16 protein-coding genes are annotated in these 20,794 nt (G+C 72.4%); 7 read left to right on the top strand and 9 right to left on the bottom strand.

All coding sequences use genetic code 11. The features are described from left to right. Positions 1-137: 137 nt before the first annotated feature. The 5 genes from sucD to ACFY04_RS24540 form a co-directional block, all read right to left on the bottom strand. A complete protein-coding gene (gene sucD, locus ACFY04_RS24520) occupies positions 138-1,025 on the bottom strand; it encodes a succinate--CoA ligase subunit alpha (protein ID WP_189733229.1) in 888 nt (295 codons plus the stop codon). A 21-nt stretch (positions 1,026-1,046) separates the two neighbouring features. Continuing rightward, the gene (gene sucC, locus ACFY04_RS24525; protein ID WP_389119606.1) at positions 1,047-2,225 is read right to left on the bottom strand and encodes an ADP-forming succinate--CoA ligase subunit beta; all 1,179 of its coding nucleotides are present in this window, start codon (positions 2,223-2,225) and stop codon (positions 1,047-1,049) included. A gap of 280 nt (positions 2,226-2,505) precedes the next feature. Further along, on the bottom strand, positions 2,506-3,696 hold the full coding sequence (locus tag ACFY04_RS24530) for a VWA domain-containing protein (RefSeq protein ID WP_389119608.1): 1,191 nt from the start codon (positions 3,694-3,696) through the stop codon (positions 2,506-2,508). A 128-nt stretch (positions 3,697-3,824) separates the two neighbouring features. Beyond that, positions 3,825-6,092, bottom strand: coding sequence for a DUF5682 family protein (locus ACFY04_RS24535; RefSeq protein WP_389119610.1), 2,268 nt, complete (start codon positions 6,090-6,092; stop codon positions 3,825-3,827). Beyond that, on the bottom strand, positions 6,089-7,195 hold the full coding sequence (locus tag ACFY04_RS24540; protein WP_389119612.1) for an AAA family ATPase: 1,107 nt from the start codon (positions 7,193-7,195) through the stop codon (positions 6,089-6,091). Before ACFY04_RS24540 ends, ACFY04_RS24535 begins: the two co-directional genes overlap by 4 nt. A gap of 134 nt (positions 7,196-7,329) precedes the next feature. Here ACFY04_RS24540 and ACFY04_RS24545 point away from each other — a divergent pair, with 134 nt between their 5' ends. Together ACFY04_RS24545 and ACFY04_RS24550 are read left to right on the top strand one after the other, a co-directional pair. After that, entirely contained in the window at positions 7,330-8,673 is a 1,344-nt protein-coding gene (locus tag ACFY04_RS24545; RefSeq protein ID WP_389119613.1) for an SWIM zinc finger family protein, read from the top strand. A gap of 264 nt (positions 8,674-8,937) precedes the next feature. Further along, entirely contained in the window at positions 8,938-10,521 is a 1,584-nt protein-coding gene (locus ACFY04_RS24550; protein ID WP_389119614.1) for a DUF5691 domain-containing protein, read from the top strand. A 113-nt stretch (positions 10,522-10,634) separates the two neighbouring features. Here the strand turns inward: ACFY04_RS24550 and ACFY04_RS24555 are convergent, their stop codons facing one another. Continuing rightward, positions 10,635-11,036, bottom strand: coding sequence for a cobalamin B12-binding domain-containing protein (locus tag ACFY04_RS24555; RefSeq protein ID WP_030012651.1), 402 nt, complete (start codon positions 11,034-11,036; stop codon positions 10,635-10,637). A gap of 174 nt (positions 11,037-11,210) precedes the next feature. Here ACFY04_RS24555 and ACFY04_RS24560 point away from each other — a divergent pair, with 174 nt between their 5' ends. Then, positions 11,211-11,990, top strand: coding sequence for an esterase/lipase family protein (locus ACFY04_RS24560; RefSeq protein WP_389119617.1), 780 nt, complete (start codon positions 11,211-11,213; stop codon positions 11,988-11,990). A gap of 164 nt (positions 11,991-12,154) precedes the next feature. Beyond that, complete coding sequence (locus ACFY04_RS24565; protein WP_389119618.1) at positions 12,155-13,792, top strand: M23 family metallopeptidase; 1,638 nt, start codon at positions 12,155-12,157, stop codon at positions 13,790-13,792. Positions 13,793-13,918: 126 nt separating this feature from the next. On the opposite strand, the gene pcrA is transcribed toward ACFY04_RS24565, so the two are convergent. Next, complete coding sequence (pcrA, locus tag ACFY04_RS24570; RefSeq protein WP_389119620.1) at positions 13,919-16,441, bottom strand: DNA helicase PcrA; 2,523 nt, start codon at positions 16,439-16,441, stop codon at positions 13,919-13,921. Continuing rightward, complete coding sequence (locus ACFY04_RS24575) at positions 16,425-16,775, bottom strand: ArsR/SmtB family transcription factor (RefSeq protein ID WP_389119621.1); 351 nt, start codon at positions 16,773-16,775, stop codon at positions 16,425-16,427. The genes pcrA and ACFY04_RS24575 overlap by 17 nt, the downstream gene beginning before the upstream one ends. Before the next feature lie 120 nt (positions 16,776-16,895). On the opposite strand from ACFY04_RS24575, the gene ACFY04_RS24580 reads away from it, so the two are divergent. The 3 genes from ACFY04_RS24580 to ACFY04_RS24590 all read left to right on the top strand — a co-directional run bounded on the left by ACFY04_RS24580 (position 16,896) and on the right by ACFY04_RS24590 (position 19,386). After that, positions 16,896-17,792 carry an alpha/beta fold hydrolase gene (locus ACFY04_RS24580; protein ID WP_389119623.1) on the top strand — a complete coding sequence of 299 codons (897 nt, stop codon included), beginning with the start codon at positions 16,896-16,898 and terminating at the stop codon, positions 17,790-17,792. 26 nt (positions 17,793-17,818) lie between these two features. Beyond that, positions 17,819-18,172 (top strand): hypothetical protein, encoded by a 354-nt coding sequence (locus ACFY04_RS24585; RefSeq protein ID WP_389119625.1) that lies wholly within the window; start codon positions 17,819-17,821, stop codon positions 18,170-18,172. A gap of 143 nt (positions 18,173-18,315) precedes the next feature. Further along, entirely contained in the window at positions 18,316-19,386 is a 1,071-nt protein-coding gene (locus tag ACFY04_RS24590; protein WP_389119627.1) for an NlpC/P60 family protein, read from the top strand. A gap of 214 nt (positions 19,387-19,600) precedes the next feature. On the opposite strand, the gene ACFY04_RS24595 is transcribed toward ACFY04_RS24590, so the two are convergent. Further along, complete coding sequence (locus ACFY04_RS24595) at positions 19,601-20,704, bottom strand: alpha/beta hydrolase (protein WP_389119629.1); 1,104 nt, start codon at positions 20,702-20,704, stop codon at positions 19,601-19,603. Positions 20,705-20,794: the final 90 nt, after the last annotated feature.

Below are 20,794 nucleotides of genomic sequence, written 5' to 3' on the forward strand. Positions count from 1 at the left end.
CATCAACCACAGGTGGCCCCCCGACCCGGGGGCGCCCCGGGCGCGGACCCCCCCGCCGGTCTTATCTCAGGGGCATTGGCACGGGGGGGGGCCCCCCCCCCCGGGGGGGGGGGCCCCACGCCCGTGCGGTGTCGCGCTTACTTGGCGGCGAGGATCTCGCGCGCCAGCTTCGCGGTCTCGGTCGGCGTCTTGCCGACCTTCACGCCGGCGGCCTCAAGGGCCTCCTTCTTGGCCTGCGCGGTGCCGGAGGAGCCGGAGACGATGGCGCCCGCGTGGCCCATGGTCTTGCCCTCGGGGGCGGTGAAGCCCGCGACGTAGCCGACGACCGGCTTGGTGACGTTCTTCGCGATGAAGTCCGCCGCACGCTCCTCGGCGTCGCCGCCGATCTCGCCGATCATGACGATCAGCTCGGTGTCCGGGTCGGCCTCGAAGGCCTCCAGGGCGTCGATGTGCGTGGTGCCGATGACCGGGTCGCCACCGATGCCGACGGCGGAGGTGAAGCCGATGTCACGGAGCTCGTACATCATCTGGTAGGTCAGCGTGCCCGACTTGGACACGAGACCGATCTTGCCGGGCTTGGTGATGTCGCCCGGGATGATGCCGGCGTTGGACTGGCCGGGGGTGATCAGACCCGGGCAGTTCGGGCCGATGATCCGGGTCTTGTTGCCCTTGGCGGTCGCGTACGCCCAGAAGGCGGCGGAGTCGTGCACCGCGATGCCCTCGGTGATGACGACGGCCAGCGGGATCTCGGCGTCGATCGCCTCGACCACGGCGGCCTTGGCGAAGGCCGGCGGGACGAAGAGGACGGAGACGTTGGCGCCCGTCTTCTCCATCGCCTCGGCGACGGAGCCGAAGACCGGGACCTCGGTGCCGTCGAAGTCGACGGTGGTGCCGGCCTTGCGCGGGTTCACGCCGCCGACGATGTTGGTGCCGTCAGCCAGCATCAGCTTGGTGTGCTTCATGCCCGTGGCACCGGTCATGCCCTGGACGATGACCTTGCTGTCCTTGTTGAGGAAGATAGCCATGTGAGTCTGTGACCTCTGCCCTTACTTCGCAGCCGCGAGCTCGGCGGCCTTGTCGGCCGCGCCGTCCATGGTGTCCACGCGCTGGACCAGCGGGTGGTTGGCGTCCGAGAGGATCTTGCGACCCAGCTCGGCGTTGTTGCCGTCGAGACGGACGACCAGCGGCTTGGTGACCGCCTCGCCCCTGTCCGCGAGCAGCTGCAGCGCCTGGACGATGCCGTTGGCGACCTCGTCACAGGCGGTGATGCCACCGAAGACGTTGACGAAGACGGACTTGACGTCCGGGTCGCCGAGGATGATCTCGAGACCGTTGGCCATGACGGCGGCGGAGGCGCCACCGCCGATGTCCAGGAAGTTGGCGGGCTTGACGCCACCGTGGTTCTCGCCGGCGTAGGCGACGACGTCGAGGGTGCTCATGACGAGACCCGCGCCGTTGCCGATGATGCCGACCTCACCGTCGAGCTTGACGTAGTTGAGGTTCTTCGCCTTGGCGGCGGCCTCGAGCGGGTTCGCGGCCGCGTGGTCCACGAACTCCTCGTGACCCGGCTGGCGGAACTCGGCGTTCTCGTCGAGCGAGACCTTGCCGTCGAGCGCGATGACGTCGCCGTTGGCGACCTTCGCGAGCGGGTTGACCTCGACGAGGAGCGCGTCCTCGGCGATGAAGGTCACCCACAGGGTCACGAGGACCTCGGCGACCTTCTCGGCGACCTCGGCCGGGAACTGCGCCAGCGCGACGATCTCGCGGGCCTTCTCGATGGTCACGCCCTCGTTGGCGTTCACCGGGACCTTGGCGAGCTTCTCCGGGGTCTCCTCGGCGACCTGCTCGATGTCCATGCCGCCCGCGACGGACGCCATGGCGAGGAAGGTGCGGTTGGTCCGGTCGAGGAGGTACGAGACGTAGTACTCCTCCAGGATCTCCGGAGCCGTCTCGGCGATCATCACCTTGTGGACCGTGTGGCCCTTGATGTCCATGCCGAGGATGTCCGTCGCCCGGGCGACGGCCTCGTCCGGGGTGGCGGCCAGCTTCACGCCGCCGGCCTTGCCGCGGCCGCCGACCTTCACCTGCGCCTTGACGACCGACTTGCCGCCCAGCCGCTCGGTGGCCTCGCGAGCCGCCTCAGGCGTGTCGATGACTTCACCGGCCAGCACCGGTACACCGTGCTTGGCGAAGAGGTCCCTCGCCTGGTACTCGAACAGGTCCACGCGCGTCCGTCCCTTGTCTTTTTAAAGATTCGCAGTGATTCGCGGTTGTCTGCTATCTGCGTGGGCGTGCCGCGGAGGGCAACGTGACGGCGCTGTCACAAGGAAGGCGCACACGGTGACCGTGGACGCGGCATGTCCGTCCCGCAGGTTATCCCCGAGGGACGTGGGTCCCTAAATCGCAGATCACACCTGAGCGGTGATACCTGTCACAGATCGCCTCACGGTTGAACTGGAAGTTCGTGTGATTCACCGATTCACAGCAAAGGCCGGGACGCGGCGGTCAGGGGATCGGCAGCGGGCGCTTCTCCAGCGCCGCGGCCATCACCTCCGGGAACAGGTCGGGAGTGCAGGCGAAGGCCGGGGCCCCGAGCGCCGCAAGGGCTGCGGCGTGCTCACGGTCGTAGGCCGGGGCCCCCTCGTCGGACAGGGCCAGCAGGGTCACGAACTCGACGCCCGCCGCCTTCATCGCGGCGACCCGCTTCAGCATCTCGTTGCGGATACCGCCCTCGTAGAGATCGCTGATCAGGACGACGACGGTGTCGGCGGGCCGGGTGATCTTCGACTGGCAGTAGGCGAGAGCGCGGTTGATGTCGGTGCCACCGCCCAATTGGGTGCCGAAGAGGACGTCGACAGGGTCGTCGAGCTGGTCGGTCAGGTCGACGATCGCGGTGTCGAAGACGACCAGACGGGTGGCGATCGAGCGCATCGAGGCGAGGACCGCGCCGAAGACGGAGGCGTAGACGACGGAGGCCGCCATCGAACCCGACTGGTCGATGCAGAGGATCACCTCCTTCTTCACCGATTGCGCCGCCCGGCCGTAGCCGATCAGCCGCTCGGGGACGACGGTGCGGTACTCGGGCAGGTAGTTCTTGAGATTGGCCCGGATCGTGCGGTCCCAGTCGATGTCGTGGTGGCGCGGGCGGCTGATCCGCGCGGACCGGTCCAGGGCTCCGGTCAGCGTCGCCCGGGTCCGCGCCGCGAGCTTCTTCTCCAGCTGCTCGACGACCTTGCGGACCACGGCCCGCGCCGTCTCCTTCGTCGTCTCGGGCATCGCCTTGTTGAGGGAGAGCAGAGTGCCGACGAGGTGCACGTCCGGTTCGACGGCCTCCAGCATCTCCGGCTCCAGCAGCAGGGCGGCCAGGCCCAGCCGCTCGATGGCGTCGCGCTGCATGACCTGGACCACGGAGCTCGGGAAGTACGTACGGATGTCCCCGAGCCAGCGGGCCACGTTCGGCGCGGACCCGCCGAGCCCGGCCGACCGCGCCCCCGACGTCCTGCGGGACCCCGCCTCGCCGCCCCCGCCGTACAGCGCGCCGAGCGCGGCGTCCATCGCCGCGTCCCGCCCGGCCAGCGCACACCCGGTGCCGTCGGCCTCGCCCCCGCCGAGCACCATCCGCCACCGCCGCAGCCGCTCGCCTCCGGCGGGGTCCGCGGTGTGCTGCTCTCCCGCACTCACGTCCGTACCGTTCATGTTCCTGTCCCCCTGCACTAGTCGTATCCACCGCATCCGGCCCCGCCGGCGTTCGAGGCGCTCTTTTCAGCCCCGCCGGCGTTTGAGGCGCGGGGTCCGTGGCGGAGCCCCGGCAGCGACGCCGCACCTCACACGGCGAGCAGCATCCGCACCAGCTCCACCACCGCGTCCGCCCGCTCCGGATCCAGCTCGGGGGCGAAACCCGCCGGAGCCGAGCCACCGGGCACCGGGGCGGCGGAACCGCCCGGCCCGCGCCGCACCAGCTCGCCCAAGGTCCGCTTCACGCCCGGCTCGTACGCCCCGAACGTCCGCCGCAGCAGCGGGAGTACATCGGTGAAGGCCCGCTCCGGCACCCCCACCAGCCAGGCGTCGATCAGGCCCAGCAGCCGGTCGTCGTGGACCAGCAGCGTGCCCCCGCCCGAACTCCCGCCCGCGAAGCCCTCGATCCAGCCCGCCGCGTCGGCCGGGGAGGACGCCGGGGACAGGGCGAGCCCCATCAGCCGGGCCGTCTCCTCGGCCGGCAGCCGCCCGTCGTCGAGGAGCAGCCGGGCCGCCCGGCCGCGGATCAGGCCGGGCACGGTGTCCCGGCCGGCCAGCGTGGCGAGCACCGCGGACCAGCGCTCCCGCAGCCCTTGGTCGGCGTCCGCCAGCAGGCCGATCGCCCCGTGCACCCCGTCCACGTGACCGCGCATCTCCGCCGCCGCGTCGGCGTCCAGGCCGGCCGTGCAGGCCGACGGCAGCGCCACGCATATCCGCTCGGCGAGCCCGGCCGCCACGGCGCCGAGCGCCGTCGCGTCGGTGCCCCGGACGTCCCCGTACCGCAGCGAGCGGGCCAGGGCCGGCAGGGCCTTGGCGAGCCGCGCCACGTCGGTGTCCAGCGCGGCCCGGTCCGCGAGGGCCCGCAGTACGGCGGGCAGCGCCTGCGCGAGCCCGGCCAGCAGGCACTGCTCGGCCAGGGCCGTCACCTCGCCCAGCTCCTCGGCCCCGGCGGCGTCCGCCTCGGCCTTGGCGGTGGCCGCCCCGAGGACGGTGGTCCCCCATATGCCGGCCTCGGCGATCCGCACCGACAGCTCCGGCTCCCACCGAAGCCGCCAGGTCTCCCGGAAGGTTCCGGTGCCGGCCCGGGAGGCGGCAGGTGTGCCCCAGCCGATGCCGAGCAGCCGCAGCCGGTGCAGCAGCAGGGACTTCGCCGTGTCGGTGTCCTTGCGCAGGTCCAGTTCCAGCTCGCGGTCCTGCGCCTCGGCCTTGAGCCGCAGCGTGCGCTGCTGTCGTGTCAGGTCGCGCTGGAGGGGTACGACGGGGGCTCCGCCCGGGACCTCACCGAGCACGTCGCCGACGACGAGCCGGTCCTCGATCAGTGCGAGCGGTATGTCGGAGCCGTCGCACATCACCGCCCGGACCGCTTCCAGGGTCTCCGTCAGGCCGGGCAGCGGCCGGCCCCGCATCGCGGCGAGGGTGTCGGCCAGCCGGACCGCCTCGATGACGTGCGCCGAGGAGACCTGCCGGTCCTCCTCGCGCAGCAGTCCGGCGACCTTGGTCAGCCACCGCTCGACGGGCCGGTCCCGGGCGGAGAAGAGGTGGGCGTACCAGCCGGGCGAGGTGATCCCCGCGCCGTACCCGCCGGCCCGGGCGAGCCTGCGGTGCGTCCAGGGCACCCAGGTGGTCTCCACCTTGACCTTGGGCAGGCCGCTCAGCAGGGCCTTGTCGGCGGCCACGGTGGTCCTGGCCCGCAGCGCCGGGACGTGCCAGGCGCCGCACACCACGGCGTAGGCGTCACCGAACTCCCGGCGGGCGGCCCGCATCCGCTGGCGCATGTACGCCTCGCGCACCAGGTCGCGCTGGTGGCCCCCGTCGCCGTACGCCTCGCGCAGGGCTCCCATGGCCTCCCCGAGCGCCTCGAAGGCGCCGAGCACGTCCTCCCGTACGCCCCCGGCGCCGCGGTGCTCGACCACGTCCTCCCACCAGCGCTCGGGGTCGTCGTAACCGGCGGTCTCGGCCAGCACGGCGAGAGGGTCCAGCCGGACGGCGTCGGGTTCGGTCCCTTCCTGCCCCTCCCCTCCGGCGGCGAGCGAGTGCGCCGCCGGGAGGTCGATGAACCGGACCGGGACGTCGTGCTCCTGGGCCCAGCGGATGGCCACCCACTCGGGTGAGAACCCGGCCAGCGGCCAGAACGCGGCCCGGCCCGGATCGTCCGCCGCGTGCGCGAGGAGCGCGACGGGCGGCCGCATCCCCTCCTCGGCGGCGAGCGGCAGCAGCGCGTCCCCCTCGGGCGGGCCCTCGATCAGCACCGCCTCGGGCCGGGCCGCCTCCAGGGCCGCCCGGACGGCACGGGCCGAGCCGGGCCCGTGGTGCCGTACGCCCAGCAGCAGCGGGCCCTTCACCGGGCTCGGGCTCATACGGTCACCTCCCGGCAGGCCCGGTAGAAGTCCTTCCAGCCGTCGCGCTCGCGGACCACGGCCTCCAGGTACTCCTGCCAGACCACCTTGTCGGCCGCCGGGTCGCGGACCACGGCGCCGAGGATCCCGGCGGCCACGTCGGAGGGGCGCAGCACGCCGTCCCCGAAGTGGGCGGCCAGGGCCAGGCCGCCGGTGACGACGGAGATGGCCTCGGCGGTGGACAGGGTGCCGCTGGGCGACTTCACCTTCGTCCGGCCGTCGTCGGTGACGCCGTCGCGCAGCTCGCGGAAGACGGTGACGACGCGGCGGATCTCCTCCAGGCCTTCGGGCGCGGCCGGCAGGTCGAGGGCCCGGCCCATCTGGTCGACGCGGCGGGCGACGATGTCGACCTCGGCGTCGGCGGTGGCGGGCAGGGGCAGCACCACGGTGTTGAAGCGGCGGCGCAGCGCGCTGGAGAGCTCGTTCACCCCGCGGTCTCGGTCGTTGGCCGTGGCGATGAGGTTGAAGCCGCGCACGGCCTGCACCTCTTCGCCGAGCTCCGGTATCGGGAGGGTCTTCTCGGACAGGACGGTGATGAGGGTGTCCTGGACGTCGGCGGGGATGCGGGTGAGCTCCTCGACGCGGGCGGTCATGCCGTCGGCCATGGCCCGCATGACGGGGCTGGGGACGAGCGCCTCGCGGCTGGGGCCGTGGGCGAGCAGCCGGGCGTAGTTCCAGCCGTACCGGATGGCTTCCTCGGGGGTGCCCGCGGTGCCCTGGACGAGGAGGGTGGAGTCTCCGCTGACGGCGGCCGCGAGGTGTTCGGACACCCAGGTCTTGGCGGTGCCGGGGACGCCCAGCAGGAGCAGGGCGCGGTCGGTGGCCAGGGTGGTGACGGCGACTTCGACGATGCGGCGCGGCCCCACGTACTTGGGTGTGATCACCGTGCCGTCGTCGAGCGTGCCGCCGAGCAGGTACGTGGCGACGGCCCACGGGGAGAGCTTCCAGCGGGTCGGGCGGGGCCGGTCGTCGGCGGCCGCCAGGGCTTTCAGTTCGTGTGCGAAGGCGTCTTCGGCGTGCGGTCGCAGAGCCTCTGCTCGCTGCTCGTTCCCGTGCATGGTCATGGTCCCCCTCCAAAGCTCGGCAGCCGCTCCCGACTGCTGACCCCACGGTGCACCACGCCACTGACAACGGACCCTGCCGATAGCGTTGTTGCTGGTCAGAGCGATTGTCAGTGGTGGTCTCTACGGTGGTTCACATGACTGATCAGGGGGACCGCTGGACAGCGGAACAGGTACTGGATCTGGCTCCTGACGATGCCTCACGCAAGGCGGGGGGCAGACTCGGCGGGGCGGGGCCGTGGTTGCAGATCGGAGGTTCCGCTTCCGGTTCGGTGTGGGGGTTGTGCAAGGGCAGCGGCAGCAAGCCGTACCGCACGGTCGTGGACCTGACGGGCCCCGCGTACAAGTGCTCCTGCCCGAGCCGGAAGTTCCCCTGCAAGCACGCTCTGGGGCTGTTGCTGCTCTGGTCGGCGGAGGGGGTCGGCGAGCCGGGCGAGGCTCCGGAGTGGGCCGCGCAGTGGCTGGCGGACCGGGCGGCCAAGGCCGCCCGGCCGCCCGGCGGGAGGGCCGCGCCGGCCGACGAGGAGGGGGCCCGGAAGCGGGCCGAGCGGCGGGCGGCGCGGGTCGGCGCGGGCGTCACCGAGCTGGAGCAGCGGCTGGCCGATCTGCTGCGTGGCGGCCTCGCGGGCCAGGAGCAGGCGGGATACGCGGGATGGGAGGAGACGGCGGCCCGCATGGTCGACGCCCAGGCGCCCGGACTGGCGGCGCGGGTAAGGGAGTTGGGGACGATACCCAGTTGCGGCCCCGGCTGGCCCGCCCGGATGCTGGAGGAGGCGGCGCTGCTGCACCTGCTCGACCGGGGGTGGCTGGGGGTGGCCGGGCTGCCGGAAGAGCTGGCGGCGACGGTGCGCAGCCGCGTGGGACTGCCGGCCTCCGGGGAGGGGGAGGCCGTACGGGACCGGTGGCTGGTGCTCGCCCAGTACGACACGGTGTCGCCGGACGGCCGGCTCACCACCCGCCGGATATGGCTGCGCGGGCTGGCGGGCGGGCGGCCCGCTCTGGTGCTGGACTTCGGACCGCCGGTGCGGCCACCGGGGCTGGCCCTGCCGGTGGGGCTGGTGCTGGAGGCGGAGATGCGCTTCCGGCCCGGGTCGGCGGGGCTGCGGGCGGACCTCGGTGAGAGGTTCGCGGCAGCCGTGCCGTGCGCGGAGGTTCCGGCCGGGGTGAGCACGGGGGCGGCTCTGGAGGCGTACGGGGCGGCGCTGCGGGAGGACCCGTGGCTGGAGTCCTGGCCGGTGGTGCTCGGTCCGGTGGTTCCGATACCGGGAGAGCTCGGCTGGCAGCTGGCGGACGCGGAGGGCACCTCCGCCCTGCCGGTGCCCCTCACCGGGGGCGGCGGCCGCTCCCGCGGGGGGCTCTGGCAGCTGGCGGCGTTGTCGGGCGGGGGTCCGGTGACGGTGTTCGGCGAGTGCGGCCACCGCGGCTTCACCCCTCTGACGGCCTGGCAACCGGACTCGACCGAGCCCGTCGCCCTGTCCTGATCAGGAGCGGAAACAAGGAAACACATCGCAGGGGGCCTGGGGGGTCCTGTGCCGTCACACAGGACGGCGAGGAGACGTACGGCGCCGGGGGGCGCCGCACGAAAACGACGACGAGCCGGGGGGCTTGCATGAACGACAACCACGCCAGCTGAACGCGAGCAGGCAGACGGGGACATCGACAGCTCCGGTCCCGTGGAGGGGGCGGGACCGGAGCCCATGACACGACCGACGACGAGCGACGACGAGCGACGAGGGAGGGGCCCGATGGACAAGGCTGACGAGGGGTACGGGGAGTGGGAGGAGCTGGTCGCCGCCGCGCTGCTGGGCACCGAGCGGCGCCGGGGCGGGGGCCCGGCGGGCTCACCGGAGGCGCTGCTGGACGCGGCGGCCGTGCACACCGTACGGCGCCGGGCCGGGCTGCGTCCGGCCGAGGCCGGGCCGCGCCCGGAGCCCGCGCCCCGGGACCCCCGGCCGGCTCCACCGGAGGCGGCCGGCCGCAGGCTCGCACAGTTGCTGGCCGGCCGCGGCGGCCCGGTCAACGGCGGCGGGCGGCGCGGGACCGCCCCGGACCTGACGGAGCTGCTGCCGCAGTGGCTGGCCGCCGCCGCGCGGCACGGCTACCGCTCTCCGGCCGCGCTCGTACCGGCGCTGCTGGACGCGGCCCGGGCCCGTACGGACCTGCGGCCGCAGGCCCTGGCCCTGGCCGGGACGCGGGGGCTGTGGCTGGCGCGGATGAATCCGGACTGGCGGTTCGCCCTGCGCGGCGGTTCGGGCGGCGCAGGGGAACTGCCGGAGGTGACGGACCGGGCGGCGGTGGAACGGCTCTGGCAGGAGGGACTGTTCGCGGAGCGGGTGGCCCTGCTCGGGGCCGTCCGGGCCCACGAGGCGGCGGCCGCGCCGCAGCTGCTGATGACGACCTGGGCCGCCGAACGGGCCGAGGACCGGCTGATGTTCCTCGATTCGCTGAGGGTGGGGCTGTCGGAGGGGGACGAGCCCTTCCTGGAGGCGGCGCTGGGTGACCGCAGCCGCAATGTCCGCGCCACGGCCGCCGAACTGCTGTCGGCGCTGCCGGCCTCGGCGCTGGCCGGACGGATGGCGGAGCGCGCGCTGGCCTGCGTAGGCCCCGAAGGGGTGACTCCGCCGGCCGAGTGCGACGCGGGGATGCTCCGCGACGGGGTGGTCAAACGGCCGCCCGCCGGGCGCGGGGAGCGGGCCTGGTGGCTCGGCCAGTTGGTGGAGGCGGCGCCGCTGTCGTGCTGGCGGGAGCGGTTCGGGGGGCTCGGCCCGGCGGAGATAGTGGCGCTGCCGGTGGCCGCGGGCGACGGCTGGACGGAGGAGCTGCACGCGGCGTGGTGCCGGGCCGCCGTGCGCCAGCGCGACGCACCGTGGTCGCGGGCGCTGCTCGGCCCGGCGTCCGCGCCGCCCGCGGCGGGCCCGGGCACGGCCTCGCTCGCGGAGCGGGCCAAGCTGCTGGAGACCCTCCCGCACGCGGAGCGGGCGGAGTGGGTGGCGGAGTTCATCCGGGCCCACGGGCTGTCGGAGGCGTTCCAGCTGCTCGGGGTGTGCGTCGTGCCGTGGGCCGGTGCGCTGGGCGCGGCGGTCGTGGACGCGCTGGACACGGCCCGCGACGCGGGCAGCTACCCGTGGAGCTTCAGCGGGGTGATGGGCCTGGCGGAGCGCTGCCTCGATCCCGCGGAAGCGGGCCGGCTGGAGGCCCTGACCACAGCCGCGGAGGACCTGCCGGACGCGGCCCCCGGCGCGGCCGCGTACTGGGCCGAGGCGTTCCAGCGGCTCGTCTCCACCCTTCGCCTCCGCGCGGCGATGCTGGCCGAACTGGCCCCGGCCTAGGGGGTGGGCGGAGGGTTCTGCTCCGCAGGACCCCAAAGCCGGGGTTCGGCCCGAACCCCGCGCCTCAAACGCCGGCGGGGCTGGATTCACGCGGGGCTGCGGGCCGCCGGAGGTTACTGGCGGACGTGGGCGCGGACCCACTCCACGATGGCGGTCGTCGTCGCGCCCGGCGTGAAGATCTCGGCCACGCCCTTCTCCTTCAGAGGGGCGATGTCGTCCTCCGGGATGATGCCGCCGCCGAAGACCTTGATGTCCTCCGCGTCGCGCTCCTTGAGGAGTTCCAGCACGCGCGCGAAGAGCGTGTTGTGGGCGCCGGAGAGGATCGACAGGCCGATGGCGTCGGCGTCCTCCTGGATGGCGGTGTCCACGATCTGCTCAGGGGTCTGGTGGAGGCCGGTGTAGATGACCTCCATGCCCGCGTCCCGCAGCGCCCGCGCGATCACCTTGGCCCCGCGGTCGTGGCCGTCGAGACCCGGCTTGGCCACCACCACACGGATCGGACCGGTCACACCCATCGCACTGCCTCCCGAGTGAACGAACGTTAAGTACAGCATCGCGCACGCCACCGTTTCGCGGTCAACCACGAGGGGGAAATCACACGTGGGACGGCATTGCGCCACCGTGCCGACAGCCGCACGGCACGGTGGTGCGAGCGCCGCGGTCCCGCAGAGGCTCAGGGGAGGCCGTCGATGGGGCTGCTCATACCCATGTCCATGCCCTTGTCCGGCGCCGCGCTGCGGGCCGGCGCGCTCGAGGTGGTGGTGTTCGGCGGGCACCTCCTGCTGTACCCCACCGGAGTGTGCCAGGAGAAGGTCACGACCCGCCCGCCCGCGACACGGCCGCCGGTCCTCCTTCTTCACGGGTTCTCCGACAACCGGTCCGTCTTCGTCCTGCTGCGCCGCGCCCTCGGGGCGGGAGGCCGGCACGTGGAGGCGTACAACTACTCGCCCTTCACCCTCGATCTGCGCGTCACCGCCCGCCATCTCGCCCGGCGTGTCGAGGAGCTGTGCGAGCGCACCGGACAGGAACGGGTGGATCTGGTCGGGCACAGCCTGGGCGGGCTGGTCGGCCGGTACTACGTGCAGCGACTCGGCGGCGGCACCCGGGTCCGGACCCTCGTCACCCTCGGCACCCCGCATTCCGGCACCCGGGTCGCCCCCTTCATGGACGCGCACCCGCTGATCCGGCAGATACGCCCGGACTCCGAGGTGCTGACCGAGCTCGCCGCGCCCGCGCCCGGCTGTGCCACCCGATGCGTGGCCTTCTGGAGCGAGTTCGACGCGATCATGACCCCGGTCGGGACCGCGCGGATCGAGCACCCGGATCTGTGTGTGGAGAACGTGCAGGTCACCGGTATCGGACATCTCGCGCTGCCCGCCCATCCCGCCGTGATCGCGGCGGTCCGGCGCACCCTCGAAGGACCCGGCCTGGCCGCCGTCACAGGCTCGGACACCGCCTCCGTCGCCTAGCCGACGAGCGACCAGCAGTCGAACTAATTTCGAACTCAAGGCCAAGGGTCCGCATTTCGGCGACCGAAAGACGGCCGAATGCCCGGTTCCGGAGATCTGGGGACCCGGCGAAGATTGTCGATGCGAGTAACCGCCGGGTACAGTCACGCCACTGCTCTCCTCCGGTGAACCTTGAGTTCCCGGCCACCCAGGCCCCCACTGCCGAGGCGAAAGAGAAGTTGGTGAACGACCGCCCCACGTCGGGCCAGTATCCGGATGCCGGGTACGACGGCCTTTCCACCACCGCTTTCGCTGGTGACTCGACCTACGTTTCCTATGAAACGCAGGGCCAGGGGGTCAACTACGCCGCCTACGGCTCCTACGACACCGGCGCGTACGACACCACCGCGTGGGCCTCGCAGGACGGTTACCTGTCCACGATCCCGGCCCAGGCCGCCCCCGAGGACACCACCGGGAGCTGGGACGCGAGCGCCTGGAACACCCCGAACGCGGACTACTCCGGCTACGCGCAGTACCAGCAGCCCTCCTTCGGCTACGACACCTCCGGCGAGCAGACCGGGCACTGGGCGATGCCGGGCTACGGCACCACCGGTACCGAGACCGGCGCCTACGACGCCACCGCCTGGAACACCGTCGCCGAGACCCCGGCCCAGCCCGAGGCCGCCTACTCGTACGAGTACCAGCCCGTGCCCGAGCCCACGCCCGCGCCGCAGGAGTACACGTACCAGGCGACCTCCGTCGGCTACGCCTACGAGGCCACCCAGGCCGTCACCATCGACTCCGGCGCCGGGCACCAGAGCGGATTCGAGACCGGTTTCGAGACCGGGACGGACACGTACACGGAGACCGCCGTCTTCGAGTCGCTCTCCGACGAAACTCCGCAGGTCCACGAGACCCCCGAGCCGTCCGAGGTCCACGACCTCCCCACCCAGGCCATGCCCGTGACCTCGGCTCCGCGCTCCGCGCGCCGGACCGCCGCCAAGGGCAACGGCAAGGCCGGCAACGGCAAGGCCGGAACCGGCGCCAAGGCGAGCAGCAGCACCGGCACCGGCGGCGGCAGCAGCCGTCGCCGCAACCCGGCGAAGCGTTCCGCCCTGCTGACCGTGGCCGTGCCCTCGGCCTGTGTGATGGGCGTCGCGGGCGTCGCGGCCGCCTCCGTCGGCGGCCTCACCGGCACGGACCGGCCCGCCGAGGAGCCCACCACGATGGCCGCGCCCGACCCGGCGTCGGTGAAACCGGTCGCGGCGAACACCAAGCTCGACACCCAACTGGTCGCGCTCAGCGCCGACGCGGGCGACTTCGCGGACCGCGCGAGCCGCACGCAGGAGCGCATCGACCTGCGCGAGCGCCAGGAAGAGGAAAAGAAGAAGAAGGCGGAGGAGGCCGCGGCGAAGGAGGCCGCCCGCCCCAAGTTCGCCATCCCCGTCGCGCAGCACGGCCTGAGCGCCAGCTTCGGCCAGGCCGGCGGCATGTGGATGTCGGTGCACACCGGCATCGACTTCCCGGTCTCCTACGGGACCCCGGTCATGGCGGCCACCGACGGCACCGTGCGCACGCAGTACAACAGCGCCTACGGGAACATGGCGATAGTGACCGCCCCCGACGGCACCGAGACCTGGTACTGCCACCTCAGCTCCACCAAGATCCGCGGCGGCAAGGTCAAGGCGGGCGAGGTCATCGCCTACTCGGGCAACTCCGGCAACTCCACCGGCCCGCACCTCCACTTCGAGGTCCGGCCCGGCGGCGGATCCGCGATCGACCCCCTGCCCTGGCTCCGCAGCCACGGCCTGGACCCGACGTAACCCCCCTGCGCATCCCCCGGCATAGCAGCCCGGCTTGACCACCGGCGTATCCGCGCCCCGTACCCTCGGCGTGCCCCCCCGGCGTATCCGCCGCGCGGCCCGAAGGCCGCGCGGCCGCCCGCCGTCCTACAGCTTCTGCACCGGCGCGTAACGCAGCAGCAGCCGCTTGGGCTTGTCGTCCCCGAAGTCGATGGTGGCCTGCGCGTCCGCGCCCGCTCCCTTGACCTCCATGACGGTGCCGAGCCCGAACTGGTCGTGCGTGACCCGGTCCCCGACCACCAGGGCGATGACCGGCTTGTCGGCGGCCCGCCGCGTCGCGAATCCGGACGGGCCCGACTTCGTACGCGACGAGGACAGGAACGCCTCCGGCGAGGTGCCGAACGTCGCCTTGCCCGATCCGGACGACGACGACCCGTACCCCGAGCTCCGCATCGGACCGGCCGGCTTCTGCGTCGCGCCCGTCCGCTTCCACTGGAGGTACTCCGCCGGAATCTCCTCCAGGAACCGCGACGGCGGGTTGTACGAGGGCGTGCCCCACGCGCTGCGCATGCTGGAGCGGGTCAGGTACAGCCGCTCGCGCGCCCGCGTGATGCCGACGTACGCGAGGCGGCGCTCTTCCTCGAGCTCCTTGGTCTGGCCCAGCGCCCGCATGTGCGGGAAGACCCCGTCCTCCATGCCCGTCAGGAAGACCACCGGGAATTCGAGGCCCTTGGCGGTGTGCAGGGTCATCAGCGTGATGACGCCCGTGCCCTCGGTGTCCTCGTCCGGAATCTGGTCGGAGTCGGCGACGAGCGCGACCTGCTCCAGGAACTCGGCCAGGGTGCCGGACCCGGGAGCCGGCGCCCCGGTCTCTGCGGCCTCGGCCGCCGCGGCCTCGCGCGCCTGCTCGAACTCCAGCGCCACGGCCGCGAGCTCCTGCAGGTTCTCGATGCGCGTCTCGTCCTGCGGGTCGGTCGACGCCTGGAGTTCGGCGAGGTAGCCCGTCCGCTCCAGCACCGCCTCCAGCACCACCGCCGGGCCCGCGCCCGAGTCGACGATCGTGCGCAGCTCCTCCATCAGCACGTTGAACCGCTTCACCGCGTTGGTGGAGCGCGCGGCCATGCCGAAGGCCTCGTCCACGCGGCGCAGCGCCTGCGGGAAGGTGATCTTCTCGCGCATCGCGAGGGCGTCGATCATCGCCTCGGCGCGCTCGCCGATGCCGCGCTTGGGCACGTTCAGGATGCGCCGCAGCGGGACGTTGTCCTCCGGGTTCGCCAGGACGCGCAGGTACGCGAGGACGTCGCGGACCTCCTTGCGCTCGTAGAAGCGGACGCCGCCGACGACCTTGTAGGGCAGTCCGACCCGGATGAAGATCTCCTCGAAGACGCGGGACTGCGCGTTGGTCCGGTAGAAGATCGCGACATCGCCCGCCTTGGCGTCGCCCGCGTCCGTCAGCCGGTCGATCTCGTCGGCGACGAACTGGGCCTCGTCGTGCTCGGTGTCCGCGACGTAGCCGGTGATGACGGCGCCGGTGCCGGCCTGGGTCCACAGGTTCTTGGCGCGGCGGTTCTCGTTGCGCTCGATGACCGCGTTGGCCGCGGAGAGGATCGTCTGCGTGGAGCGGTAGTTCTGCTCCAGCAGGATCGTCGTCGCGTCCTTGTAGTCCTCCTCGAACTGGAGGATGTTGCGGATGGTCGCGCCGCGGAAGGCGTAGATCGACTGGTCGGCGTCACCCACCACGCACAGCTCGGCCGGGGGCAGGTCCGGGTAGCCGGTGCCGACCAGCTCGCGCACCAGCGTGTACTGGGCGTGGTTGGTGTCCTGGTACTCGTCGACGAGGACGTGCCGGAAGCGGCGCCGGTAGTGCTCGGCGACGTCCGGGAACGCCTGGAGCAGGTGGACCGTGGTCATGATGATGTCGTCGAAGTCGAGGGCGTTGGCCTCGCGCAGCCGCCCCTGGTACATCGCGTACGCCTGGGCCAGGGTCTTCTCGAATCCGTCCACGGCCTGGTCGGCGAAGGCTTCCTCGTCGATCAGCTCGTTCTTCAGGTTCGAGATCTTGGCGTTGAAGGCCTTCGGCGGGAACTTCTTCGGGTCCAGGTCCAGGTCGCGGCAGACGAGCGCCATCAGGCGCTTCGAGTCGGCCGCGTCGTAGATCGAGAACGAGGACGTGAACCCGAGCCGCTTGGACTCGCGGCGCAGGATGCGCACGCACGCGCTGTGGAAGGTGGAGACCCACATGGCGTTCGCGCGCGGGCCGACCAGGCCCTCGACACGTTCCTTCATCTCGCCGGCGGCCTTGTTGGTGAAGGTGATCGCCAGGATCTGGCCGGGGTGGACGTTCCGCGCGGACAGCAGGTGTCCGATGCGGTGGGTCAGCACCCGGGTCTTGCCGGAGCCGGCGCCGGCCACGATGAGCAGCGGGGAGCCCGCGTGCACCACGGCCGCGCGCTGCTCCTCATTGAGCCCGTCCAGGAGCGTCGCCGGGTCGATGACGGGCCTGGGGGCGCCGTCCCGGTAGTACGCGTCCCCGCTCATGGGTACGTCGAACTGCCCCCCGAAGAGATCGTCCGCGCCCGCTTCGGGGGCGGCGTGGTCCTCGGGCGGCGGCGGGACCTCGTCGGAGGGGGTGAGGTCCGCCAGGAAACTGTCGTCAAAGAGGCTGCTCATCGCATTCCGAGTCTAGGGGGCGGGACCGACAGGCCAGCACGAGTTCGAGCAGACCGGGGAAACGGAGCTCCAGGTCCTCGCGGCGCAGCGCGAGGAAGAGCTTGCGGCCCTGGGGGCGCTGGCAGATCACGCCGCTCTCGCGCAGCGTCTTGAGGTGGTGCGTGACGCTGGAGCGGGGCAGGTCGGGGACGACCTCGCCGCAGAACGCCGCCTCGCCGGAGGACAGCTTGCGGACGATCTCCAGCCGGACGGGGTGTCCGAGCGCCGCCAGGACCTCGACCAGCTCGATGCGGTCGGCGGCGGGGTGGGTCGGCTCGGCGGCGGCAGCAGGCATGACCCCACTGTACGCAGATCTCGTACGGACATTGCCAAACCATTCGAAAATCTCGTACAGTCCACTCACTCAACCGTACGAGATTTTCGAACGGTCAAACGCCACGAGGACGGATCCGCCATGCCCCAGCCCGCCACCGCCCCGCTCGACGACGCCGCCCTGGCCGCCTCCCTCGACGGGGGCTTCACCAGCCGCCACGCCGAGGTCAACGGCACCCGGCTGCACTACGTGGAGGGCGGCAGCGGCACACCGCTGGTCCTCCTCGGCGGCTGGCCGCAGACCTGGTGGCAGTGGCACAAGGTGCTGCCGGCCCTGGCCCGCCGGTACCGGGTGGTCGCCGTCGACCTGCGCGGCATGGGCGGCTCCGCCAAGCCCGCCACCGGCTACGACAAGAAGACGATGGCCGCCGACGTCCACGCCCTCCTCGGACACCTCTCGATCGGGTCGGCGCACTTCGCCGGGCACGACATCGGCGCGATGGTCGCCTACGCCCACGCCGCCAACCACCCGGACGCCACCCGCCGGCTCGCCCTCCTCGACGTCTCGCACCCCGAGGAGGCCTGGACGCAGATGCCCCTGCTGCCCCGCCCCGGGCTCCGCCACCTGTGGTGGTTCGCCTTCAACCAGGTGCAGGGACTGCCCGAGCAGCTCCTCGCCGGCCGCTACCACGTACTGCTGGACTGGCTGTTCGCGGCCATGACCGCCGACCCCGCCGCCATCAACGAGCACTCCCGCGCGGTGTACGCCCGCGCGTACGGCTCCCCGGACGCGATCCGGGCCGGCAACGCCTGGTACCAGGCCTTCCGCCAGGACATCGACGACCTCGCCGGCTACTCCCCCGTGACCACCCCGCTGCTCGCGCTCGGCGGCGAGCACAGCAACTACGAACGCCTGCTCGCCGCGGTCCCGGCGCTCGGCACCGACACCCGGGTCGTCCGCGTCGACGGCAGCGGCCACTACCTCCCGGAGGAGCGGCCCGAGGCCGTCACGGCCGAACTGACCCGCTTCTTCGGCTGACCGGGCCGCCTCGTACGCTCGACGCCATGGACGTACTCATCAATGTCTTCGTCGGCCTGCACATCATCGGAATCGCCTCGCTCCTCGGCGGCTTCCTGACCCAGATGAAGGCGATGAGCGCGGGCACCGCCCGTTTCACGCCCGCCATGCTGCACGGCGCGCTCACCATGCTCGTCACCGGCGTACTCCTGGTCGGCTTCAACCAGATGGCCGGGGACCCCGTCAACAACGTCAAGGTCGGCGTGAAGCTCGCGATCCTCTTCGTGATCCTCTGCCTCGTCTACGTCAAGCGCGACGAGGAGCGCGTGGACAAGGCGCTGTTCGGCGCGGTCGGCGGGCTGACCGTGATCAACATCTTCATCGCCGTTCTCTGGCACTGACCCACACCGGAACGATCCGCTCCGGTCCTCGGCGGCCAGCTCCGGTCGTATCGAGCCACTTGCGATCATCCCGTCATCCGACCGTTACCTCCGGGTCTAGCGTCCTCCTCCAAGCACCGACAGAGGAAGGACGTGAGGCCCTCGTGGCCAGTCATCGAAAGCCCAGGCAGCGCACGCTCTCCGGCGGCCCGGTACGGACGACCGCCGCCACCCTCGCCCTCGCGGGCGCTGCCACCGCCACCGTCTTCGAAGGCACCTCCCAGGCCGACCCCCGGCCCACCCCGGCCCAGGTCAAGTCGGAGGTGGACCGGCTCTACGAGGAGGCCGAGGCGGCGACCGAGCAGTACAACGGGGCGAAGGAACAGGCGGACGAGGCCGAACGCGCGCTGACCGGACTGCGCGAGGAGACCGCCCGCAAGACCGACCAGCTCAACACCGCCCGCAGCGCACTCGGGACGCTCGCCGCCTCCCAGTACCGCAGCGGGTCCCTGGGCACCGCGGTCCAGCTCGCGATGGCCTCCGACCCGCAGGAATACCTCTCCCAGGCCGCCTTCATCGCCCGCGCCGGGGACCGCAACGCCGTCGGGGTCACCACCGTGCGCCGCCGGCTCGACGAGGTCGGCCAGCTCCGCAAGCAGGCCGCCGGGCGGCTCGCCGACCTCCGTTCCCGGCAGGACGAACTCGCCGGGCACAAGGCCGTGATCGAGGAGAAGCTCACCGCCGCCAAGAACCTGCTGGCCCGGCTCACCGCCGAGGAGCGGGCCGCCTACGAGGCCCAGTCGCCCGGCGGACCGGCCGCCGCACCCGCCGCGCCCGCCGGATCCACCGCGTCCAAGGGCAGCACGCCCCCGCCTCCGGCCGACGGTTCGCGCGCGGCCCGCGCCGTTGCCTTCGCGTACGGGGCCATCGGCAAGCCGTACGTCTGGGGCGCGACGGGCCCGGGGTCCTTCGACTGCTCCGGCCTGACCCAGGCGGCCTGGCTCTCGGCCGGAGTCTCCCTGCCCCGCACCACCTACACCCAGATCAACGCCGGCCGGCGCGTGTCCCGCGACCAGCTGGCCCCCGGCGACCTGGTGTTCTTCTACTCCGGGGTCACCCACGTCGGCCTCTACGTCGGCAACGGCCAGATGGTCCACGCCCCGCGCCCCGGGTCGACGGTCCGCCTGGCGCCGATCGACTCGATGCCCTGGGCCGGCGCCTCCCGCCCCGCGTAGGCCCTGTCCGGCGTCCTGCCCGGGCGTCCTGCCCGCTCAGCCGCGGGCGCAGTGCCCGCGGCGAGGGACCACGCGGCCGCCGCGTACGGGGCCCAGTGGGGCCAGCCCGACCACCACCGGCCGGCAGACACCGGGCACATCGGCCGACCGGCAGAGATCGGCGGCGGCTCCGCGGGGGCCGTCTGCCGACCGGTAGACGCAGGGCCGGTGCGGTCTACGGGGCCTTGACCACGCCGCTCAGCCAGCCGAAGGTCTGCGGCAGCTGCTTGGACCACGATTCGAGGTTGTGCCCGCCGACGACCTTCTCCGCGTGCACCGCGGTCGGGCTCTTGGCGATCGCCTTGAGGTCCGTGCCGGACAGGTAGCCGTCCTGCTCGGCCCCCGACATCCACAGCGCCACCGCGGGCGGGGTGGGCGCGGCCTGGAGCCAGTTCTTCAGGTTGTGCGTCTTGCGCAGTTCGGGGTCCTTGGCGACCAGCGACGAGGGTTCCTGCCCCGGGTCGTTGTAGCCGGACAGGGAGACGGCCGCGCTGTAGCGGTCGGGGTGGGCGATCGCGAGCTTGGCGGCGCAGTAGGCGCCGGCCGAGTAGCCGGCCACACCCCAGGTGCGGGCCTCGTCCGAGGCCCGGAAGTTGTCGACGACCATCTTGCGGACGTCGACGCTGAACCAGCTGTCCGCGTTGACCTTGCCGGGGATGTTGGCGCAGCCGGTGTCGCCGTTGCCGAGCAGCATGGCGCGCGGCGAGACCAGGATGAACGGCTGCACCTTGCCGCTCTTCATCAGCGGCTCCAGCACCTCGTGCGCCTTGAGCCCCTGGAACCAGGACTTCCCCGTCCCCGGTATGCCCGGTATCAGCTCGACCACCGGGAACTTCTTGTCCTTGTAGGCCGGGTCGTCGTACTGGGGCGGCAGCCACACCATGACGTCGCCCTTGACCCCGGAGATCTTGCCGTCGAGCTCGGTCTTCTTGACCCGGTCGCCCAGCCCCTCCACCGGCTGGAACTCCTGCTTGACCTTCGGCGCCTCTTCGACCTTCTTGCCGCCGAGCCCGTCCGGGCCGAGGTCGGGGGCGGCCGTGACGTACTTGCCGGTGCCGAGCAGGTCGCTCCAGGAGGCATAGAAGTGCTCGGCCCGGTTCACCGCGACGAACACCACGGCGACGGCTGTGACCTGGGCGAACACCACCATGAGCGCGCGCAGGGCGGTGCGTACGGCGGCCGGGCCGCGCACCTTGCTCCACACGGCCAGCGGAAGGACGACGGCGATCACGGTGAGGGCGATCACCGTCGCGAAGAAGGGTGTACCGGTCAAGCTCATCACGTCAGCCTAGAGGGCGGCGTGCGCGCTCCCGGTTGCCAGGTCGGCCTGCGGCGTGGGTCACACCGCAGGTCAGACGTCGGACCCCGG

Origin of the sequence: Streptomyces sp. NPDC001549 (genome assembly GCF_042894025.1) — a bacterium.
Taxonomy (GTDB): domain Bacteria; phylum Actinomycetota; class Actinomycetes; order Streptomycetales; family Streptomycetaceae; genus Streptomyces; species Streptomyces kutzneri.